Here is a 17,007-nt window from a genome sequence, read left to right on the forward strand (position 1 = left end):
GATGCTAGAGGTTAAATCAGTTAATCAATATTACGGTGAGAGCCACACCTTATGGGACTTGGATATGCAGATCCCAGAAGGCAAATGCACGGTGTTAATGGGCCGCAATGGCGTCGGTAAAACCACCTTGCTGCAATGTATCATGGGGCTGATTAAGGTTGAAAGTGGTGACATCTCTTTATCGGGTGAGTCGCTACTAAAAACCGACGCCGAGGATCGTCCTCGCCAAGGGATCGGTTATGTGCCGCAAGGTCGTCAGATATTCCCGATGCTCACGGTTCAAGAAAATCTAGAGGTTGGTTTGCCGATTCGAGAGAAGGGCGATCGTAAGATTCCAGAGTTCATCTTCGATATCTTCCCTGTCTTGAAAGAGATGCTACATCGCCGCGGTGGTGACTTATCTGGTGGTCAGCAGCAGCAACTCGCAATTGGGCGTGCGTTGGTGGTTAATCCAAAGCTATTGATCTTGGATGAACCAACAGAAGGTATTCAGCCCAATATTGTGCAAGAGATTGGAGACATCATTCGTATGCTCAACGAGAAGATGGGACTCACGGTTCTGTTGGTTGAGCAGAAGCTGCCATTTGCTAGAAAGGTCGGTGACCGTTTTTGTATTCTCGACCGTGGGCGTCAGGTGGCTGAAGGTGAAATGAAAGGGCTCAATGAGTCCTTGATTAAGGAGTACCTAACCGTATGAATTCTCTCTTTTCTCCGAATGAAGTAAGGAACGCTTCTTTAGTAGAAGCCTTGTCTCTGAATGAGACCATCGAACAAGATATTCGAGATGGTTGGCAAGCGAGCTTAAACCTCACCTTTGTCGACCGTGGTGACAAAACCGTATTAAAGAATCGTCAGCAGTCTGGTCCGCTTGCGGTGCAACGTCCCTTGTATCCTGATGGGGAAACGTGTCACACCTACTTACTTCATCCCCCCGGCGGAGTGGTAGGTGGTGACACTCTCAATCTTGAGGCAACCGTAGAAAGCGGTGCTCATACGTTGATCACCACACCCGGTGCGACCAAGTTCTATCGTTCTAACAATAAGTACGCCAAGCAGAAGCAAACCCTTCGCGTCAAGAAAGGTGCGCGCTTGGAATGGATGCCGCAAGAGAACATCTTTTTCCCCAATGCACACGTGCGCCTAGACACTGAAATTCGCCTAGAAAAGGGTGCACAGTTTTGGGGTTGGGAGATGCACTGTTTTGGACGACCTGCACAAAATGAGGGATTTGAGCGAGGTCACCTTGTTGGGAAAACGGAAATCTATCTTGATAATCAAAGGCTTCTTACTGAAGGTTTTAATTTTCACGGTGGCGATAAGTTGATGATAAATATGGGGTTACTTGATTTTTCAATGATGGGAACCTTTTATATCACCTCAAATGAGAAGCAAGATTTAGAGTTGGTACAGAGCTTGCTCTTATCTATTACACAGCAAGCTTCACAGCAATCAGTTACATCAAAAACGTCGAGTGAACCCACATTAATATTGGGCGCTACTCAGATAGAAGGATTGATTGTGGTGCGAGCCTTGGGTAATTGGAGTGAGGACATCCTCCAAGCCTTTGGTCAGATTTGGCAAGCAACTCGCTCTCATTTATGTGGTACGACTCCTGATTTACCAAGGATTTGGGCGACTTAGCGATTAGCCCTATTTGTACCGGGGGCGCCTTCCGGCCCTCGGTACATTTTTTCAAGCTTGCTGTGATTGAATCCCACTTACTCTCATGCGTTTTGAGCAATAAGAAAACAACACTAACAGCGGGCGGCTAAATGGAATTAACACCAAGAGAAAAAGATAAGCTACTTATCTTCTGCGCAGGAATGCTGGCACAGCAGCGCAAACAAAAAGGCTTAAAACTCAACTATCCAGAATCTATTGCGCTGATCAGCAGTGCCATTCTTGAAGGTGCCCGTGAGGGTAAAACCGTTTCGGAATTGATGGATTTTGGACGCACACTGCTTACCGTCGATGACGTAATGGAGGGGATTCCTTCCATGATCCCAGATGTACAAGTCGAAGCTACTTTTCCTGATGGCACCAAGTTGGTGACCGTTCATGAACCTATCGTGTAGGGAGAAGTAATATGGCTGGTTCCACCAAACAATATTCAGGCTTCGTACCCGGAAAAGTAGAAACCGCTCCCGGTGACATCACTCTCAATGAAGGTCGAGACACGACGTCCGTAAAGGTTCAAAACATTGGCGATCGTCCTGTTCAAATTGGCTCTCATTACCACTTCTATGAAGCAAACCCTTCGCTGATTTTTGATCGAGAAGCCACTAAAGGTTTTCGACTCAATATCCCAGCAGGCACCGCCACCCGTTTTGAACCGGGTCAGTCGCGCAGCGTCGAGTTAGTGCGTTACGCCGGTAAGTTAGAGATCTACGGCTTCCAAGGGAAAGTGATGGGCAAGCTCTAAGCGCTCTCACGGAAACAATGAAAATAACAAAGGATTGAACATGGCGACGATATCCAGACAGGCTTATGCCGAAATGTTTGGGCCAACAGTCGGAGACCGAGTGCGTCTTGCTGACACCGATTTATGGCTAGAAGTTGAAAAGGATTACACCGTATACGGTGACGAAGTGAAGTTCGGCGGCGGTAAAGTGATTCGTGATGGACAAGGGCAAAGTCAACGTCCAAGTGCCGAAACTCCTGATTTGGTGATCACCAATGCGATTGTTTTGGACTACTGGGGCATCGTAAAAGCCGATGTCGCTATCAAAGACGGCCGAGTTCAAGCGTTGGGTAAAGCGGGTAACCCCGATGTTCAACCGGGCGTCGATATAGTGATTGGTCCGGGCACAGAGATTTTAGCAGGTGAAGGTTCGATCCTCACGGCAGGTGGCATCGACTCACACATCCACTTTATCTGCCCACAGCAGATTGAAGAAGCGTTGGCGTCGGGTGTGACGACCATGATAGGTGGTGGCACGGGGCCAAACACCGGAACCAACGCAACCACATGTACACCGGGTCCGTGGAACATGCACCGTATGTTGGAATCACTCGATCAATTCCCAATGAACTTTGGTTTGTTAGGTAAGGGCAATGCGAGCCAACCGGAAGCATTGCGTGAGCAAGTGGCAGCGGGTGCTGTAGGGTTGAAGTTGCACGAAGACTGGGGAACAACACCCGCGTCAATCGATACTTGCTTGAGTGTTGCTGACGAGATGGACGTACAAGTTGCGATTCACACTGACACATTGAACGAATCGGGTTTTGTTGAATCGACACTTGGTGCCATCGGTGACCGCGTGATTCATACCTATCACACCGAAGGAGCGGGCGGAGGTCATGCTCCCGATATCATCCGTGCTGCAGGTGAGCCGAACGTTCTGCCTTCTTCTACCAACCCAACACGACCTTACACCGTCAATACAGTCGATGAGCATTTGGATATGCTGATGGTGTGTCACCATTTATCACCTTCGATTGCTGAAGATGTCGCGTTCGCTGAATCGCGTATTCGCCGTGAAACCATTGCCGCCGAAGACATTCTTCATGACTTAGGCGCCTTTTCGATGATCGCTTCGGATTCACAGGCAATGGGGCGCGTAGGCGAGGTAGTAACACGCACTTGGCAAACTGCACACAAGATGAAAGTGCAGCGTGGCAGCCTAAAAGAAGATTCCGACTACAGTGATAACTTCCGCCTAAGACGTTATGTCGCTAAGTACACCATTAACCCTGCGATCACGCACGGCATGGCACATGAGATCGGCTCTATCGAAGCAGGAAAGCTTGCGGATCTAGTGCTGTGGAAACCAGCCTTCTTTGGTGTCAAACCGAGTGTGATTTTAAAAGGTGGCATGATCGCGATGGCACCGATGGGTGACCCTAACGCTTCAATCCCAACACCTCAGCCCGTTCACTATCGCTCGATGTTTGGTAGCTATGGCAAGGCATGTCAGAACACATCGATGCTATTTGTTTCCAAAGAAGCCAAGGCACAAAATATCGATAAGCAGTTGGGTTTACAGAGCCTGATTGGCGTAGTCAGTAACTGCCGAAACATCAGTAAAGCGGACATGAAGCTTAACGATTGGATGCCGAAGCTCGAAGTTGATTCTCAGACTTATCAAGTGCGTGCTGACGGTGAACTGCTGACGTGTGAGCCTGCTGAAGAACTACCAATGGCTCAAAGATATTTTCTATTTTAATAGCTCGGCTGAAGGCTCTTATTTGAAGTCTTTGCCTGAGGGCTTTTGACTGAAGACTCTTATTTTGAACGTTATAAATCTCACAAGGAGATTGAGGTAATAGCATGATTGAACTGACTCAACTGAATACTCAAATACAAAATGCACCGGACGGCTATTTAAGCCTGCCTATCGATAGCCGTATTAAAAGCCGTCTTAAGGTGATACTCGATGATGGGCGCAATGCTGGATTGTTTCTACCACGCGGTCATATCTTGCGTGGCGGTGAACAATTAACTAGTGAGTGTGGCTTAACTGTCGAAGTGAAAGCGGCGCCGGAAACCGTGTCGACCGTTTACTGTGAAGACTCGCATCTGTTAACTCGTGTTGCTTATCACCTTGGTAACCGACATGTTCCGCTGCAAGTGGAAGCGGGCTGGGTTCGTTATCAACACGACCATGTTTTGGATGAAATGGTTGAAGGTTTGGGCGCAACAGTGACGACCGAAAAACAACCGTTTGAACCAGAAGGCGGCGCTTATGGCGGTCGCTCTGGTGGTCATCATCACCATCATTAATCGAGTCATTTGAGACTCATCCATTTATAGATACAACCACGATATCGATAATTATAAACGCAAGGAACTCGCGATGAACTTTAAAACAGCTGCTGGCTTTTGTACTTTCACACTGGCTTCTCTAACAACATCCACGATGGCTTTCGCTCACCCGGGGCACGGTTCGCATTCGGTTCATGAGTCTCACTCATTTATGTCTGGCTTAACTCACCCTGTGACAGGTATGGATCACCTGATTATGCTGATCGCTTTTGGTCTGTTAATTGGCGCACTGTCGTTTTCAACCAAGATAAAAGCTGCTTTGATTGGCGGTGGGTTGGCTTCGTTGGTGGTTGGGCTTATCGCAGGCCAAGCCTTAGGTTTCTCTGTAATTGTTGAACCAGCCATTATCGCTTCTCTGTTCGTCGTCAGCCTTTGCCTTTGGCACGTATTCTCACCATCAACCAAGCGTGTAAACAGCGTATTAGTCGCTTCTATTGCTATGTTGTTTTTCCATGGCTACGCACACGGCGTTGAAGCTGCGAGCAACCTAACTCAGTTTGCAGCAGGCATGAGCATCACTGCTTTGGCTCTTATGGTTATCGGTACATCGGTTGGACGCGCGGTTTACTCAAAATGGATGTCGGTTGGTGTGGCTTCAGCTAGCGCATTATTACTGTTAGGCGCGTAAGCTCTCGAACTTTTTCGATTCTAGAAGACTGAGGGCGCGATTATGAACACAACAGAAAATGTTGCCATCTATCGTCTGTTTCAATTGATCAGTCCGTCACTGCCGATTGGTGGGTTCACATACTCGCAAGGCTTAGAGTTAGCGGTTGAAGCGGGGTGGGTAACCAATCGCGATAGTATGGAACAGTGGCTTAATACTATCGTCAGTTCCAGTGTCGCGACCTTGGAATTACCTATCTTAGAGCGCCTTTATCATGCCCTAGAAAAGGGTGAACTCGATGAAATTGAGCATTGGTGTAACTACTTGTACTCAAGCCGCGAAACCAGTGAATTGCGAGCAGAAGAAAAGCAGCGTGGGCATGCATTGAATACCTTGTTGAAGCGCTTGGATATCGATATTTCGCTGGTGGACTCTGTTGATAGTCACCCAAACCAACTGTTGGGCATATGTATGGCGGCTCTGCATTGGGGCATTGATTTAGAAAGCCTCAAGCAAGGTTACTTATGGAGCTGGCTTGAAAATATCGTTACCGCAGGAGTCAAATTGGTGCCTTTAGGCCAAACCGACGGGCAGTTGGCACTGATTAATATCACTAACACCTTTCCCGAGGTGATTGAGAAAGCACGCACGATTGAAGATTGGATGATAGGTAGCTTTTCGCCATCAATGGCATTAGCAAGTTCACTGCACGAAACACAATACACACGACTATTTCGTTCGTAGCGGTCAGCTTGAACGGTGTAGTAAAAAGAATATAAGGAAGTAGACAATGGAAAGTTATAAGCAACCACTTCGAATTGGTATTGGTGGCCCGGTAGGGTCTGGTAAAACAGCGTTGTTAGAGGTGCTATGTAAGGCGATTCGCGACAAGCTCAACATTGCGGTGGTAACCAACGACATCTACACCCAAGAAGATGCCAAGATACTCACGCGAGCAGAAGCGCTAGAACCGGATCGTATTATCGGTGTGGAAACAGGCGGCTGCCCACATACCGCGATTCGTGAAGATGCCTCGATGAACCTCGCAGCAGTCGAAGAGCTGGCTAAGCTACATAAGAATCTCGATGTGGTGTTTGTAGAGAGTGGTGGCGATAACCTTAGTGCGACGTTCAGCCCTGAATTAGCAGACCTGACCATCTACGTGATTGATGTAGCGGAAGGGGAGAAGATCCCACGTAAAGGTGGCCCAGGTATTACACGATCTGATCTGTTGGTTATCAATAAAATTGATTTAGCACCGTATGTTGGCGCATCATTGGAGGTGATGGAGCAAGACACACAACGCATGCGTCCAACCAAACCTTACGTGTTCACCAACCTCAAAGAGAGTCAAGGATTAGACTTCATCATCAACTTTATCGTGACGGAAGGGATGCTAACCATGAAGGAACCTTCTACTACTGAGTAGGGTTGGAATCATTGATTTTTTAAGCCGCTAGAGACTAAAAAGCCCTGTCGATTATCGATAGGGCTTTTTGATTTTAAACGTTCGAGTCGAACTTAAAGCTCGCTCTTAGCGACTCTTGTGGTCACTTGCGACTCAATAACACCGTCTTCAACTTGGGTGGTGATCACTTCGCCCACTTCGACATCGTTAATCGATGATACCGTCTTGCTCGATGCTGAATGAGTAATGCTGTAGCCACGCTTTAGGGTAGCTAGTGGACTAACGGTTTCTAACTTCTCTGCAGCCATGGCTAGCTGGTGGCGAGTCGTTAGTAATGTTTTATCCATCGCATCCAATAGCTTTTGCTCTGAACGTTGCAGATGCAGTTTCTGTTCGCCAAGGCGTTTCACTGGCGAGTTCAATTGAAGCTGGTGCTGTTTACGTTCAACACGCTGTGCATGCTGCTTTAGGTATTGAGTCATACCACGACGCAAACGCATATCTAGGTCATCAAGCTGCTGACTCTGCTTTTGCAGTTGGTAGCTAGGATGTTGCTTCTCTAAGCGGTACTTCAATGTTTGAGTTGATTGCGCTTGTTTGATTAACACATGACGAATCGCACTGACTAAGCGAGCACGTTTAGACGCAAAAGCTTGTTCTTTATGGCTGTTATCACGGCTAACCAATTCAGCGGCTGCTGATGGTGTTGGAGCGCGCATATCTGCGACGAAATCGGCGATAGTGACATCAACTTCGTGGCCAACTGCACTGATAATCGGGATTTGGCTTGCAGCGATTGTGCGAGCTACGATCTCGTTATTGAAGCACCATAGGTCTTCTAACGAACCGCCGCCACGACCCACGATCAACACATCACACTCATTGCGCTCATTGGCACGCCCAATCGCCTGAGCAATCTGAATTGCCGCCTCTTCGCCTTGAACCATGGTCGGGTAAACCACAACAGGCAATGAAGGATCGCGTCTTTTCAGGACATCAAGAATATCAAACAGTGCTGCACCGGTTTTAGAGGTGATGACGCCAACGCGTTTTGGATGTTCAGGAAGAGCTTGCTTACTGGACTGAGCAAATAAGCCTTCCGCCGCCAAGTTCATCTTAAGCTTTTCAAACTCTTGCTGAAGTTTACCGTCACCCTCTGGCTGCATGCTTTCGATGATCAGTTGGTAGTCACCGCGTGGCTCATAAAGCGACAGACGAGCTTTGACTAACACTTGATTACCGTTCTGAGGCTTAAAAGTGACTCGGCGGTTATTGCCACGAAACATGGCGCACTTAACTTGAGCGCGAGAGTCTTTAAGCGTGAGGTACCAGTGACCAGATACAGGTGCAGAGAAGTTTGATATTTCACCAACGAGCCAGACTATTCCCATTTCGTTTTCTAATAGGAGACGAACCTCTGAGTTGAGGCGAGAAACAGTAAAGATGTTTGGATTAGTCATAGAAGCACTATCTTTCCTTGAAGGAAGGTCTTTCTTGGAATCTCACAGGGCGTGAGTATGGAAGATAGCGGCAATATAATACATAGCAAGGGGGTAAATGCAAATTAAAAATACAAAAATGTGTAGCCAAGCGATTTCGCCGTGCGTATAATCCGTCTGCAATATCAAATCCAAATCACTTTATTATGCGAAACGATAAAGTTGGGTTTACTCCTTTTAACACCTTTGTTGTGAGATATTGCAAATGCTACGAATCGCAAAAGAAGCTTTAACTTTTGATGACGTTTTACTCGTCCCAGCACACTCAACCGTTCTTCCGAACACAGCTGATCTTCGCACTCAGTTAACGAAAAACATTTCTTTAAACATCCCAATGATCTCTGCATCGATGGATACTGTTACGGAAGCACGCCTAGCAATTGCCCTTGCGCAAGAAGGTGGTATTGGCTTTATTCATAAGAATATGTCAATCGAGCAGCAAGCTGAAATGGTTCGCCAGGTTAAAATTTACGAAGCTGGTGTGGTTTCTCACCCAGTAACTGTAAGCCCTGACGCGACAATCGCTGATGTTGTAGCCCTTACTCAAAAACACGGCTTTGCCGGTTTCCCTGTTGTTACTGAAACAAACGAATTGGTTGGTATTATTACTGGCCGTGACGTTCGCTTTGTTACTGACCTTTCTAAGAAAGTTGATGTAGTAATGACGCCTAAAGCTCGCCTTGCTTCTGTTAAAGAAGGTGCAACTCGTGAAGAAGTTCAAGAGAAAATGCACGAAGCGCGTGTTGAAAAAGTTCTTGTTGTAAATGATGACTTCCAACTGACTGGAATGATCACTGCAAAAGATTTCCACAAAGCAGAACGTAAACCAAACGCTTGTAAAGATGAGCGCGGCAGCCTACGTGTAGGTGCAGCTGTTGGTGCTGGTGCTGGTAACGAAGAGCGCGTTGCTGCTCTAGTTGAAGCTGGCGTAGACGTTCTACTTATCGACTCTTCACACGGTCACTCTGAAGGCGTACTTAACCGTATCCGCGAAACTCGCGCTGCATACCCTGATCTACAAATCATCGGTGGTAACGTAGCAACTGGTGCTGGCGCTCGTGCTCTTATCGAAGCTGGTGTTAGTGCGGTTAAAGTAGGTATCGGCCCTGGTTCAATCTGTACGACTCGTATCGTTACTGGTGTTGGTGTTCCTCAAGTAACAGCAATCGCAGACGCAGCTGAAGTTGCAAACGAATACGGTATTCCAGTAATCGCAGATGGCGGCATCCGCTTCTCTGGCGATATCTGTAAAGCTATCGTTGCTGGCGCATCTTGTGTGATGGTTGGTTCAATGTTCGCTGGTACTGAAGAAGCACCGGGTGAAGTTATCCTTTACAACGGTCGTTCTTACAAGTCTTACCGTGGTATGGGTTCTCTTGGCGCTATGTCTCAAGGTTCTTCTGACCGTTACTTCCAATCTGACAACGCTGCAGACAAGCTTGTTCCAGAAGGTATTGAAGGTCGTATCGCATACAAAGGTCGTCTAAAAGAGATCGTTCACCAACAGATGGGCGGTCTACGCTCAAGCATGGGCCTAACAGGTTCTGCAACTGTTGAAGACATGCGTACTAAAGCTGAGTTTGTTCGTATCTCTGGTGCGGGCATGAAAGAATCTCACGTACACGATGTTCAAATCACGAAAGAAGCACCTAACTACCGTTTAGGTTAATAATACGTCCAAACGTTTGAATAATGTGCTGATTTAGTCGGCACATTATTATACCAATCGTAGTAAATAACTGGTCATCCTAGCTTGTTAAAAACCTCGATAACGTCGTTAGGATTTTTGATTGTAGAATAACTACTTATCAGAAAATCCTGCCTTGTTCTCAAGCTTTTTTCCTGCGCTATTCCTGAACACTTACTTACTGTGATTGGTATTATATCTACCGCCTGTTTTGCAGAAAGTCTGATTTTCTCAAAACACGAGGTTACAGATAACCAACGAAAACGTTTGCTTTATTTCTTGAAGAGTTAATCAGAGGTGAGTAAACTCGCCTCCGTTTTATCACATAGCCAATAAGACTGCTTACAATGACTAAAAATATTCATGACCAACGTATTCTAATTCTGGACTTCGGTTCTCAATACACACAGCTAGTAGCTCGTCGTATTCGTGAGATCGGTGTTTACTGTGAACTTTGGAGCTGGGACGTAGAAGAAGCGGATATTCGTGAATTCAATCCAGACGGTATCATCCTATCTGGTGGCCCTGAAAGTGTAACGGAAGAGAACTCTCCACGTGCACCTCAGTACGTATTTGATTCAGGTGTTCCTGTCTTCGGTATCTGCTACGGCATGCAAACTATGGCTGAGCAACTTGGCGGTAAAGTAGCAACGTCTACTGAACGCGAGTTCGGCTACGCTGCTGTACAAGTTACTGGTGAATCAGCACTTTTCGCTGACCTTGAGTCTACTCAAGATGTTTGGATGAGCCACGGCGATAAAGTGGTTGAGATCCCAGCTGATTTCACAAAGATCGCTGAAACAGACACTTGCCCATACGCTGCAATGGCAAACGAAGAGAAGAAGTACTACGGCGTACAATTCCACCCAGAAGTAACACACACTAAGAACGGCCTAAAAATGCTAGAGAACTTCGTTCTTAACGCATGTGGTTGTGAAGGTCTGTGGACTTCAGCTTCAATCATTGAAGATGCAGTTGCACGTATTAAAGAACAAGTAGGTGACGACGAAGTTATCCTTGGTCTTTCTGGTGGTGTTGATTCATCTGTAGTTGCAATGCTTGCTCACCGCGCTATCGGCGACAAACTAACATGTGTATTTGTAGATAACGGCCTTCTTCGTTTGAACGAAGCTGAGCAGGTTATGGAGATGTTCGGCAACAAGTTTGGTCTAAACATCATCAAAGTAGATGCTGAGCAACGCTTCCTTGACGCTCTTGAAGGCGAAGCTGAACCAGAAGCTAAGCGTAAGATCATCGGTCACGTATTCGTAGATATCTTCGATGAAGAGTCTAAGAAACTGAAGAATGCTAAATGGCTTGCTCAAGGTACTATCTACCCAGACGTAATCGAGTCTGCTGCATCTAAGACAGGTAAAGCACACGTAATCAAATCTCACCACAACGTTGGTGGTCTTCCTGATGATATGGAAATGGGCCTTGTTGAGCCTCTACGTGAGCTATTCAAAGATGAAGTACGTAAGATCGGTCTAGAGCTTGGTCTTCCATACAACATGCTTTACCGCCACCCATTCCCAGGTCCAGGTCTAGGTGTTCGTGTACTTGGCGAAGTGAAGAAAGAGTACTGTGATTTACTGCGTCGTGCTGATGCAATCTTCATTGAAGAGCTTCACGCTGCTGACCTTTACCACAAAGTATCTCAAGCATTCACGGTATTCCTACCAGTACGTTCAGTTGGCGTAATGGGCGATGGCCGTAAGTACGATTGGGTTGTATCTCTACGTGCTGTAGAAACTATCGACTTCATGACTGCTCACTGGGCACACCTACCATACGACTTCCTAGGTAAGGTTTCTAACCGTATTATCAACGAAGTTAACGGCATTTCACGTGTTGTTTACGATATTTCTGGTAAGCCACCGGCAACTATCGAGTGGGAATAATCTCTTAGAGATTTAACCAGCGTTGATTAAGATCTTAAGCCTCGAACTCAGTTCGGGGCTTTTTTCTTTTCGATTCATTATATTGATTCATAGCATTAAAGGCTTATGAGCCATACCTAGAAATCAAATGAACAATGCCTAGAAACCAAATGAGTTGGAAACTAGATATCAGCTCAAGAAACTATGAGACGCTTTGTTGTGTTGAGCTATATATCAAAAATATCACTCGCACTTTTTATAAATTCATATAGCAACAGCTAGGCCATTTCTCACGCGCCGCATACTCTTTGATGGACTTATTAAGGACAGATAAGAGAATCCATCATGTTAAAAATCAAATATTTGGCGACAGTACTGGGCTGCACATTGGCAGCGCAAAGTCATGCGTCTTTGAACATTCAACCTGATCCGCAAAACCCGAATGGTTACCTTGTTGAAAAGTCGGCATTACAAGCTGCTGAACAAGCAAAAACATCCGATCCTATGTATGCGATCTGGTCACAAGCATTACAAACTCGTTCGAACACAATCGTTGAAGCGATTGAACCCGGTTCCCCATCTAACCCTGAAAACGTAAAGCGGGTTGAGCGTGTGTTCCCTCAATCTGAATGGGATTTCCTTACTCAGATGGCAGCGCCAGAATACACTTATACTCGTTTCTTACGTGCGATTGGTAAATTCCCTGCGTTCTGTGGAGAGTACACTGATGGCCGTGATTCTGATGCTATCTGTAAGAAATCCATCATCACCGCTTTTGCTCACTTCTCTCAAGAGACGGGCGGTCACATCGCGATAGACAACACCTCAGATAACCCATTAGCTCTAGAAGAGTGGCAGCAAGCGCTGGTACATGTTCGTGAAATGGGGTGGTCAGAAGGTCAAGAAGGCTACACCACTGGTTGTGGTCAGAACGATTGGCAAAATGCTCGCTGGCCATGTGCCGCGGGGCAGGGCTACTTCGGTCGTGGTGCTAAACAGCTTTCTTACCACTTTAACTACGGTGCTTTCTCTGAGGTGATGTTTGATGGTGACGCGACAGTGCTTCTCAACAATCCGGGCTTGGTAGCGGACTCTTGGTTGAACTTAGCGTCAGCTATCTGGTTTTTCTTAACACCACAAGCACCTAAGCCTGCCATGCTGCATGTCATTGACCGTACATGGACACCATCTCAACGTGAACTGGATGCGGGGATTGGTTATGGCTTTGGTACCACAATCAATGTGATCAACGGTGGTATTGAGTGTGGTGAACAGAATAAAGACAAGGGCCAACCAGTTAACCGTATTCGTTACTGGGAAGGGTTAGCGGCTCACTATGAAATTCCTGTAGAAGCTGATGAAGCGAATACTTGTTGGCAGCAAACTCCATACGGAAGCTTGAACCTCAACGGCGCAACAGATGTGCTGTACACCAACTGGGATGGTAACTGGAAATACTACGCAGATCGCCCAGAAGGGTATTCATTTGAGTGCGAGTTGGTTGGTTTCCAAACTGCTTATTCCGCGCTGGTGGCGGGCGATTACGAGAAGTGTGTGACCAATTTCTATGGCTCTCATGCAAGCTGGCCGGAAGTGAAAGTGGTCGATAAGCTTGATCCGGTAGACCCAGGTACTGATCCCGGTGGTAATGGTTGGAGTGCGACTAAGGTTTACAATGCGGGCGACCAAGTGACTCACAACGGCGCAACCTATGAAGCGAAATGGTGGACACAAGGGGATGACCCTGCCAATGGTGGCCCTTGGAAATTGGTTGCTGGAGAGCCAACACCGCCGGTTGTTACTGATCCAGCTCCTGTTGATCCTGTGCCTGTCGATCCTGCTCCGGTAGACCCAGCACCAGTTGAACCGCCAGTTACCGAGCCACCTGTCGTTGTTGACCCATCTGTGTTTATCACATGGCAAGCTGGCGTTAGCCAAGTGAGTAATGGCGATAAAGTGACGCATAACGGTAAGTGCTTCGTGGCTAAAAACGGCCCTGGCGTCTGGGAAAGCCCAGTTCAATCGAATTGGTTCTGGGATGAAATCAGCTGTCAATAATTACTCAGCTAATTAAGTACCTCAACTGACGAATCAAAGCCGAAAGTGATTGCTTTCGGCTTTTGCGTTTCTGCTCTGCGTTCCTCGATTATCTAACGCAAAACTTCTTAGCTGAATGCTAATTTTCCATTTAGAGAATAAAGTCCTGTACAAATGCTGAGTGTGAATTTATATTCACTTTTAAATTATACTTATTCTTTATTTTAGGGTTAAGGTTTACCTATGGAACAGACAGATATCACGTCACTCATCCCCATTGTGATTACTTTGGTGTTGTCGTTGGCGACAAGGAATGTAGTGATTGGCCTTTTTGCTGGCGTACTCAGTGGTGTAGCTATGCTCACCGGAATGTTTAGTGAACTAAATCCTCTTGATACCTTTGGAACCATGGTCAAAGGTTACCTAGTACCACAGCTTACGGATAGCTACAACGCAGGTGTGATTATGCTGTTGGTGTTCATCGGTGGTTTTGTCGCTTTGATGGAAAAGTCCGGTGGCGGCGTCGCGTTTGCAAAGCGAGTGACTCAGTGGGTAAGCAATAAATGCCAAGCTCAATTGTCAGCATGGCTGGGTGGAATCGTTATATTTTTCTCAGACTTAGGTACTCCGCTAATTGTTGGCCCTGTTTTTCGTCCTCTTTTCGATAAACTAAAACTTTCAAGACAGAAGCTAGCATTCATCATCGATTCTACGTCATCACCAGTCGCAATCCTTATCCCTTTTATCGGCTGGGGTGTTTACATCATGAGTCTGATTCAAAAAGAGTTTACGGCTTTGAATGTCAACATGTCTGACTGGGATGCCTTCATCGGTGCGATTCCTTTCCAGTTCTACGCATTTCTCGCGATTTTCATCGTTCCGCTCGTGTCCGTTAAAGGTTTAGACTTTGGACCAATGGCAAAAGCCGAGCGTGATTGCCAAGCGGGAATTAACTCTGGCGTGAATAACGAATCACTCAATGCGTTCTCGCATAAAAATGCAAAGGCTTCTTTTGTCTGGGCACCATTGTTAGTGATGTTGGTGGTGTTGTGCGCCATGTTGGTTCCACAAGGCTTTCCATTCCAAAAGGTCGCAGGCTCATCATTCAGAGCGGCATTATCTTCGGCTTATTTCTTTGCCGCGATTACCTTGATCTCGCTGATGGCTTACTACGGCGTGAGAAAACTGTCGGATGGCGTTTCTGTGTACCTAAAAGGCATGGGAAACATGATGCCAGTAGCGATCATCTTAGTATTGGCTTGGGCGTTAAGCACCGTCGGTAAAGAGTTGGGAGCAGCGGCTTATATTGCAGAACAAGCGCAGAGCGGTTTCCCATACTGGTTAGTACCTGCGGTCGCTTTTTTGTTATCGGCTATTATTTCATTCGCAACGGGTTCTTCTTGGGGAACCTTCGCGATAATGATGCCATTGGTTATTCCAACCGCGATTGCAATAGATGCTCCGCTACTCGTCGCAATTGGTGCCGTGTTATCGGGTGGCTTGTTTGGTGATCACTGCTCACCGATCTCTGAAACCACGATTCTTTCTTCAACAGGTGCCGGGTGTGACCAGTTTGAGCACTTTAAGACACAACTGCCTTATGCATTGATGAACGGTTCTATCGCTTTAGTGAGCTTTATTGTGGCTGGCTTTACTGGTAGCTCGTTGGTTGTGTTAGGTGCGCTTGTCGCTCAATTGATTATCGTTACGTTGTTAGCCAAGCGCGATGCGAGTAAAAACGCTTCTTCAGACGTTCAATCTCAAGTGTCAGAGTCTAAACCACAACAAGCGTAATTTAAGATTACGAATGGGGAACAGATACGGGATGCGAGTAATCGAGTAACGAAAAGCTCGCTCTCTTGTTCTTCATCTCACTTACTCGAACCTAAGTAAGCCTCGTCATTCCCACAGTGAGGGACGAACGTGATAGGGAATCTCTTTAGTGCGCCAAACGTGCTTATATCGAAGAGGAGATTCCAGGTACCTCGTTCCTCGATTCTGGAATGACGACTGAGAGCTAGATACGGGATGTGAGTAAACGAGTATCGAAGAGCTCGCTCTCTATTGTCTAAGTTTGATGCTAAGGGGGCGCTTACTCAAATCTAAAGACTCTTTTCGCATCCCGTATCTCGTTACCCGCAACTTTTTCATATGCATATTACTAACTTCAATCTCAACACGCTCTTCGTATCCCGCTTACTCGAATCTAAAGACTCTTTTCGAATCTCGCATCTCGTTACTCGTATCTTTTTTATAGCGCGATAGGGAATTTGTTTACTTATAGTTTCTGTGAATTGATTCGTGTCGTTATGAAACTAATTTTCCATAAGATCATTTACACAATCTTAGTTTTCGATAACTGGATTACCTAGTTGAGCGGTTTATAGATTAAAATTTTCTTACAAATTTTATCGATTTTTTTTAATCAACCACTTTAATAAGGTAAATTCGCAATGTCGACCAAACTAGCTAACCCAGCGCCACTAGGCTTAATGGGTTTCGGTATGACCACTATTCTTCTTAATATCCACAACGCAGGTTTCTTTCCAATCGATTCAATGATTCTTGCTATGGGTATTTTTTACGGTGGTTTGAGCCAAGTTATCGTGGGCACAATGTGTTTCAAACGTGGTGACACGTTCGGTACAACTGCGTTTACTTCTTACGGCCTATTCTGGTTGTCTTTGGTTGGTTTAATCGTAATGCCTTACATGGGCCTACCAGCAAGCCCTGCTGCATTCATGGGTTGGTACCTACTTCTATGGGGTATCTTCACTGGCTTCATGTTCATCGGTTCTCTATGCTACCCAGTAGCGAAGCAAGTAGTATTCGGTTCACTAACTATCTTGTTCTTCCTACTTGCAGCTCGTGATTTCACTGGTAGCGAACTGATCGGCACAATCGCTGGTTTTGAAGGTATCTTCTGTGGCGCTTCAGCTATCTACTTTGCAATGGCACAAGTAATCAACAACGAATACGGCCGCACAGTTCTGCCTATCGGTGAGAAGAAAGCACCTCAACTGGCAACACAAGAAATCGCTGCTTAATACTCTAACTCGGGAACAGTTAGTTTGTTATAAGCCGTTTATTGGTTATGAATAAAACAAAAGGGGTTAGCCGAAAT

Annotated in this window: 15 protein-coding genes; 14 read left to right on the forward strand and 1 reads right to left on the reverse strand. The window is 46.2% G+C overall.

The genetic code is table 11. The features are described from left to right. Position 1: 1 nt before the first annotated feature. The 9 genes from urtE to ureG all read left to right on the forward strand — a co-directional run bounded on the left by urtE (position 2) and on the right by ureG (position 6,801). Positions 2-697, forward strand: coding sequence for an urea ABC transporter ATP-binding subunit UrtE (urtE, locus tag OC193_RS03250; protein WP_048663728.1), 696 nt, complete (start codon positions 2-4; stop codon positions 695-697). Continuing rightward, the gene (locus OC193_RS03255; RefSeq protein ID WP_048663727.1) at positions 694-1,641 is read left to right on the forward strand and encodes an urease accessory protein UreD; all 948 of its coding nucleotides are present in this window, start codon (positions 694-696) and stop codon (positions 1,639-1,641) included. The genes urtE and OC193_RS03255 overlap by 4 nt, the downstream gene beginning before the upstream one ends. Positions 1,642-1,772: 131 nt before the next feature. Then, positions 1,773-2,075 carry an urease subunit gamma gene (ureA, locus tag OC193_RS03260; protein ID WP_004735119.1) on the forward strand — a complete coding sequence of 101 codons (303 nt, stop codon included), beginning with the start codon at positions 1,773-1,775 and terminating at the stop codon, positions 2,073-2,075. 11 nt (positions 2,076-2,086) lie between these two features. Further along, positions 2,087-2,422 (forward strand): urease subunit beta, encoded by a 336-nt coding sequence (locus tag OC193_RS03265; RefSeq protein WP_004735120.1) that lies wholly within the window; start codon positions 2,087-2,089, stop codon positions 2,420-2,422. 40 nt (positions 2,423-2,462) lie between these two features. After that, positions 2,463-4,166 carry an urease subunit alpha gene (gene ureC, locus OC193_RS03270; protein WP_048663726.1) on the forward strand — a complete coding sequence of 568 codons (1,704 nt, stop codon included), beginning with the start codon at positions 2,463-2,465 and terminating at the stop codon, positions 4,164-4,166. A gap of 104 nt (positions 4,167-4,270) precedes the next feature. Next, positions 4,271-4,723 carry an urease accessory protein UreE gene (ureE, locus tag OC193_RS03275; RefSeq protein ID WP_048663725.1) on the forward strand — a complete coding sequence of 151 codons (453 nt, stop codon included), beginning with the start codon at positions 4,271-4,273 and terminating at the stop codon, positions 4,721-4,723. Positions 4,724-4,796: 73 nt separating this feature from the next. After that, positions 4,797-5,393 (forward strand): HupE/UreJ family protein, encoded by a 597-nt coding sequence (locus tag OC193_RS03280; RefSeq protein ID WP_048663724.1) that lies wholly within the window; start codon positions 4,797-4,799, stop codon positions 5,391-5,393. Positions 5,394-5,435: 42 nt separating this feature from the next. Continuing rightward, complete coding sequence (locus OC193_RS03285; RefSeq protein ID WP_048663723.1) at positions 5,436-6,116, forward strand: urease accessory protein UreF; 681 nt, start codon at positions 5,436-5,438, stop codon at positions 6,114-6,116. A 46-nt stretch (positions 6,117-6,162) separates the two neighbouring features. Continuing rightward, the gene (gene ureG, locus OC193_RS03290; RefSeq protein ID WP_017062498.1) at positions 6,163-6,801 is read left to right on the forward strand and encodes an urease accessory protein UreG; all 639 of its coding nucleotides are present in this window, start codon (positions 6,163-6,165) and stop codon (positions 6,799-6,801) included. 92 nt (positions 6,802-6,893) lie between these two features. Here the strand turns inward: ureG and xseA are convergent, their stop codons facing one another. Continuing rightward, positions 6,894-8,240 (reverse strand): exodeoxyribonuclease VII large subunit, encoded by a 1,347-nt coding sequence (xseA, locus tag OC193_RS03295; RefSeq protein ID WP_048663722.1) that lies wholly within the window; start codon positions 8,238-8,240, stop codon positions 6,894-6,896. Between the two features lie 244 nt (positions 8,241-8,484). Here xseA and guaB point away from each other — a divergent pair, with 244 nt between their 5' ends. From guaB to OC193_RS03320, 5 genes are all read left to right on the forward strand, one after another. Then, positions 8,485-9,948 (forward strand): IMP dehydrogenase, encoded by a 1,464-nt coding sequence (guaB, locus tag OC193_RS03300; RefSeq protein WP_017062496.1) that lies wholly within the window; start codon positions 8,485-8,487, stop codon positions 9,946-9,948. Positions 9,949-10,313: 365 nt separating this feature from the next. Continuing rightward, positions 10,314-11,867 (forward strand): glutamine-hydrolyzing GMP synthase, encoded by a 1,554-nt coding sequence (gene guaA / locus OC193_RS03305; protein ID WP_019820323.1) that lies wholly within the window; start codon positions 10,314-10,316, stop codon positions 11,865-11,867. A gap of 324 nt (positions 11,868-12,191) precedes the next feature. Next, positions 12,192-13,904, forward strand: a complete 1,713-nt coding sequence (locus OC193_RS03310) for a chitinase (protein WP_048663721.1) — start codon at positions 12,192-12,194, stop codon at positions 13,902-13,904. Positions 13,905-14,126: 222 nt separating this feature from the next. After that, positions 14,127-15,677, forward strand: a complete 1,551-nt coding sequence (locus tag OC193_RS03315) for a Na+/H+ antiporter NhaC family protein (RefSeq protein WP_048663720.1) — start codon at positions 14,127-14,129, stop codon at positions 15,675-15,677. 659 nt (positions 15,678-16,336) lie between these two features. Continuing rightward, positions 16,337-16,930, forward strand: coding sequence for an acetate uptake transporter (locus OC193_RS03320; protein WP_017056721.1), 594 nt, complete (start codon positions 16,337-16,339; stop codon positions 16,928-16,930). Positions 16,931-17,007: the final 77 nt, after the last annotated feature.

Source organism: Vibrio crassostreae, from assembly GCF_024347415.1.
GTDB lineage: Bacteria > Pseudomonadota > Gammaproteobacteria > Enterobacterales > Vibrionaceae > Vibrio > Vibrio crassostreae.

What these genes read in the sequence shown, in the direction of transcription:
- urtE (WP_048663728.1), top strand. Translation starts at nt 2, where the DNA reads ATGCTAGAGGTTAAATCAGTTAATCAATATTACGGTGAGAGCCACACC.
- OC193_RS03255 (WP_048663727.1), top strand. Translation starts at nt 694, where the DNA reads ATGAATTCTCTCTTTTCTCCGAATGAAGTAAGGAACGCTTCTTTAGTA.
- ureA (WP_004735119.1), top strand. Translation starts at nt 1,773, where the DNA reads ATGGAATTAACACCAAGAGAAAAAGATAAGCTACTTATCTTCTGCGCA.
- OC193_RS03265 (WP_004735120.1), top strand. Translation starts at nt 2,087, where the DNA reads ATGGCTGGTTCCACCAAACAATATTCAGGCTTCGTACCCGGAAAAGTA.
- ureC (WP_048663726.1), top strand. Translation starts at nt 2,463, where the DNA reads ATGGCGACGATATCCAGACAGGCTTATGCCGAAATGTTTGGGCCAACA.
- ureE (WP_048663725.1), top strand. Translation starts at nt 4,271, where the DNA reads ATGATTGAACTGACTCAACTGAATACTCAAATACAAAATGCACCGGAC.
- OC193_RS03280 (WP_048663724.1), top strand. Translation starts at nt 4,797, where the DNA reads ATGAACTTTAAAACAGCTGCTGGCTTTTGTACTTTCACACTGGCTTCT.
- OC193_RS03285 (WP_048663723.1), top strand. Translation starts at nt 5,436, where the DNA reads ATGAACACAACAGAAAATGTTGCCATCTATCGTCTGTTTCAATTGATC.
- ureG (WP_017062498.1), top strand. Translation starts at nt 6,163, where the DNA reads ATGGAAAGTTATAAGCAACCACTTCGAATTGGTATTGGTGGCCCGGTA.
- xseA (WP_048663722.1), bottom strand. Translation starts at nt 8,240, where the DNA reads ATGACTAATCCAAACATCTTTACTGTTTCTCGCCTCAACTCAGAGGTT.
- guaB (WP_017062496.1), top strand. Translation starts at nt 8,485, where the DNA reads ATGCTACGAATCGCAAAAGAAGCTTTAACTTTTGATGACGTTTTACTC.
- guaA (WP_019820323.1), top strand. Translation starts at nt 10,314, where the DNA reads ATGACTAAAAATATTCATGACCAACGTATTCTAATTCTGGACTTCGGT.
- OC193_RS03310 (WP_048663721.1), top strand. Translation starts at nt 12,192, where the DNA reads ATGTTAAAAATCAAATATTTGGCGACAGTACTGGGCTGCACATTGGCA.
- OC193_RS03315 (WP_048663720.1), top strand. Translation starts at nt 14,127, where the DNA reads ATGGAACAGACAGATATCACGTCACTCATCCCCATTGTGATTACTTTG.
- OC193_RS03320 (WP_017056721.1), top strand. Translation starts at nt 16,337, where the DNA reads ATGTCGACCAAACTAGCTAACCCAGCGCCACTAGGCTTAATGGGTTTC.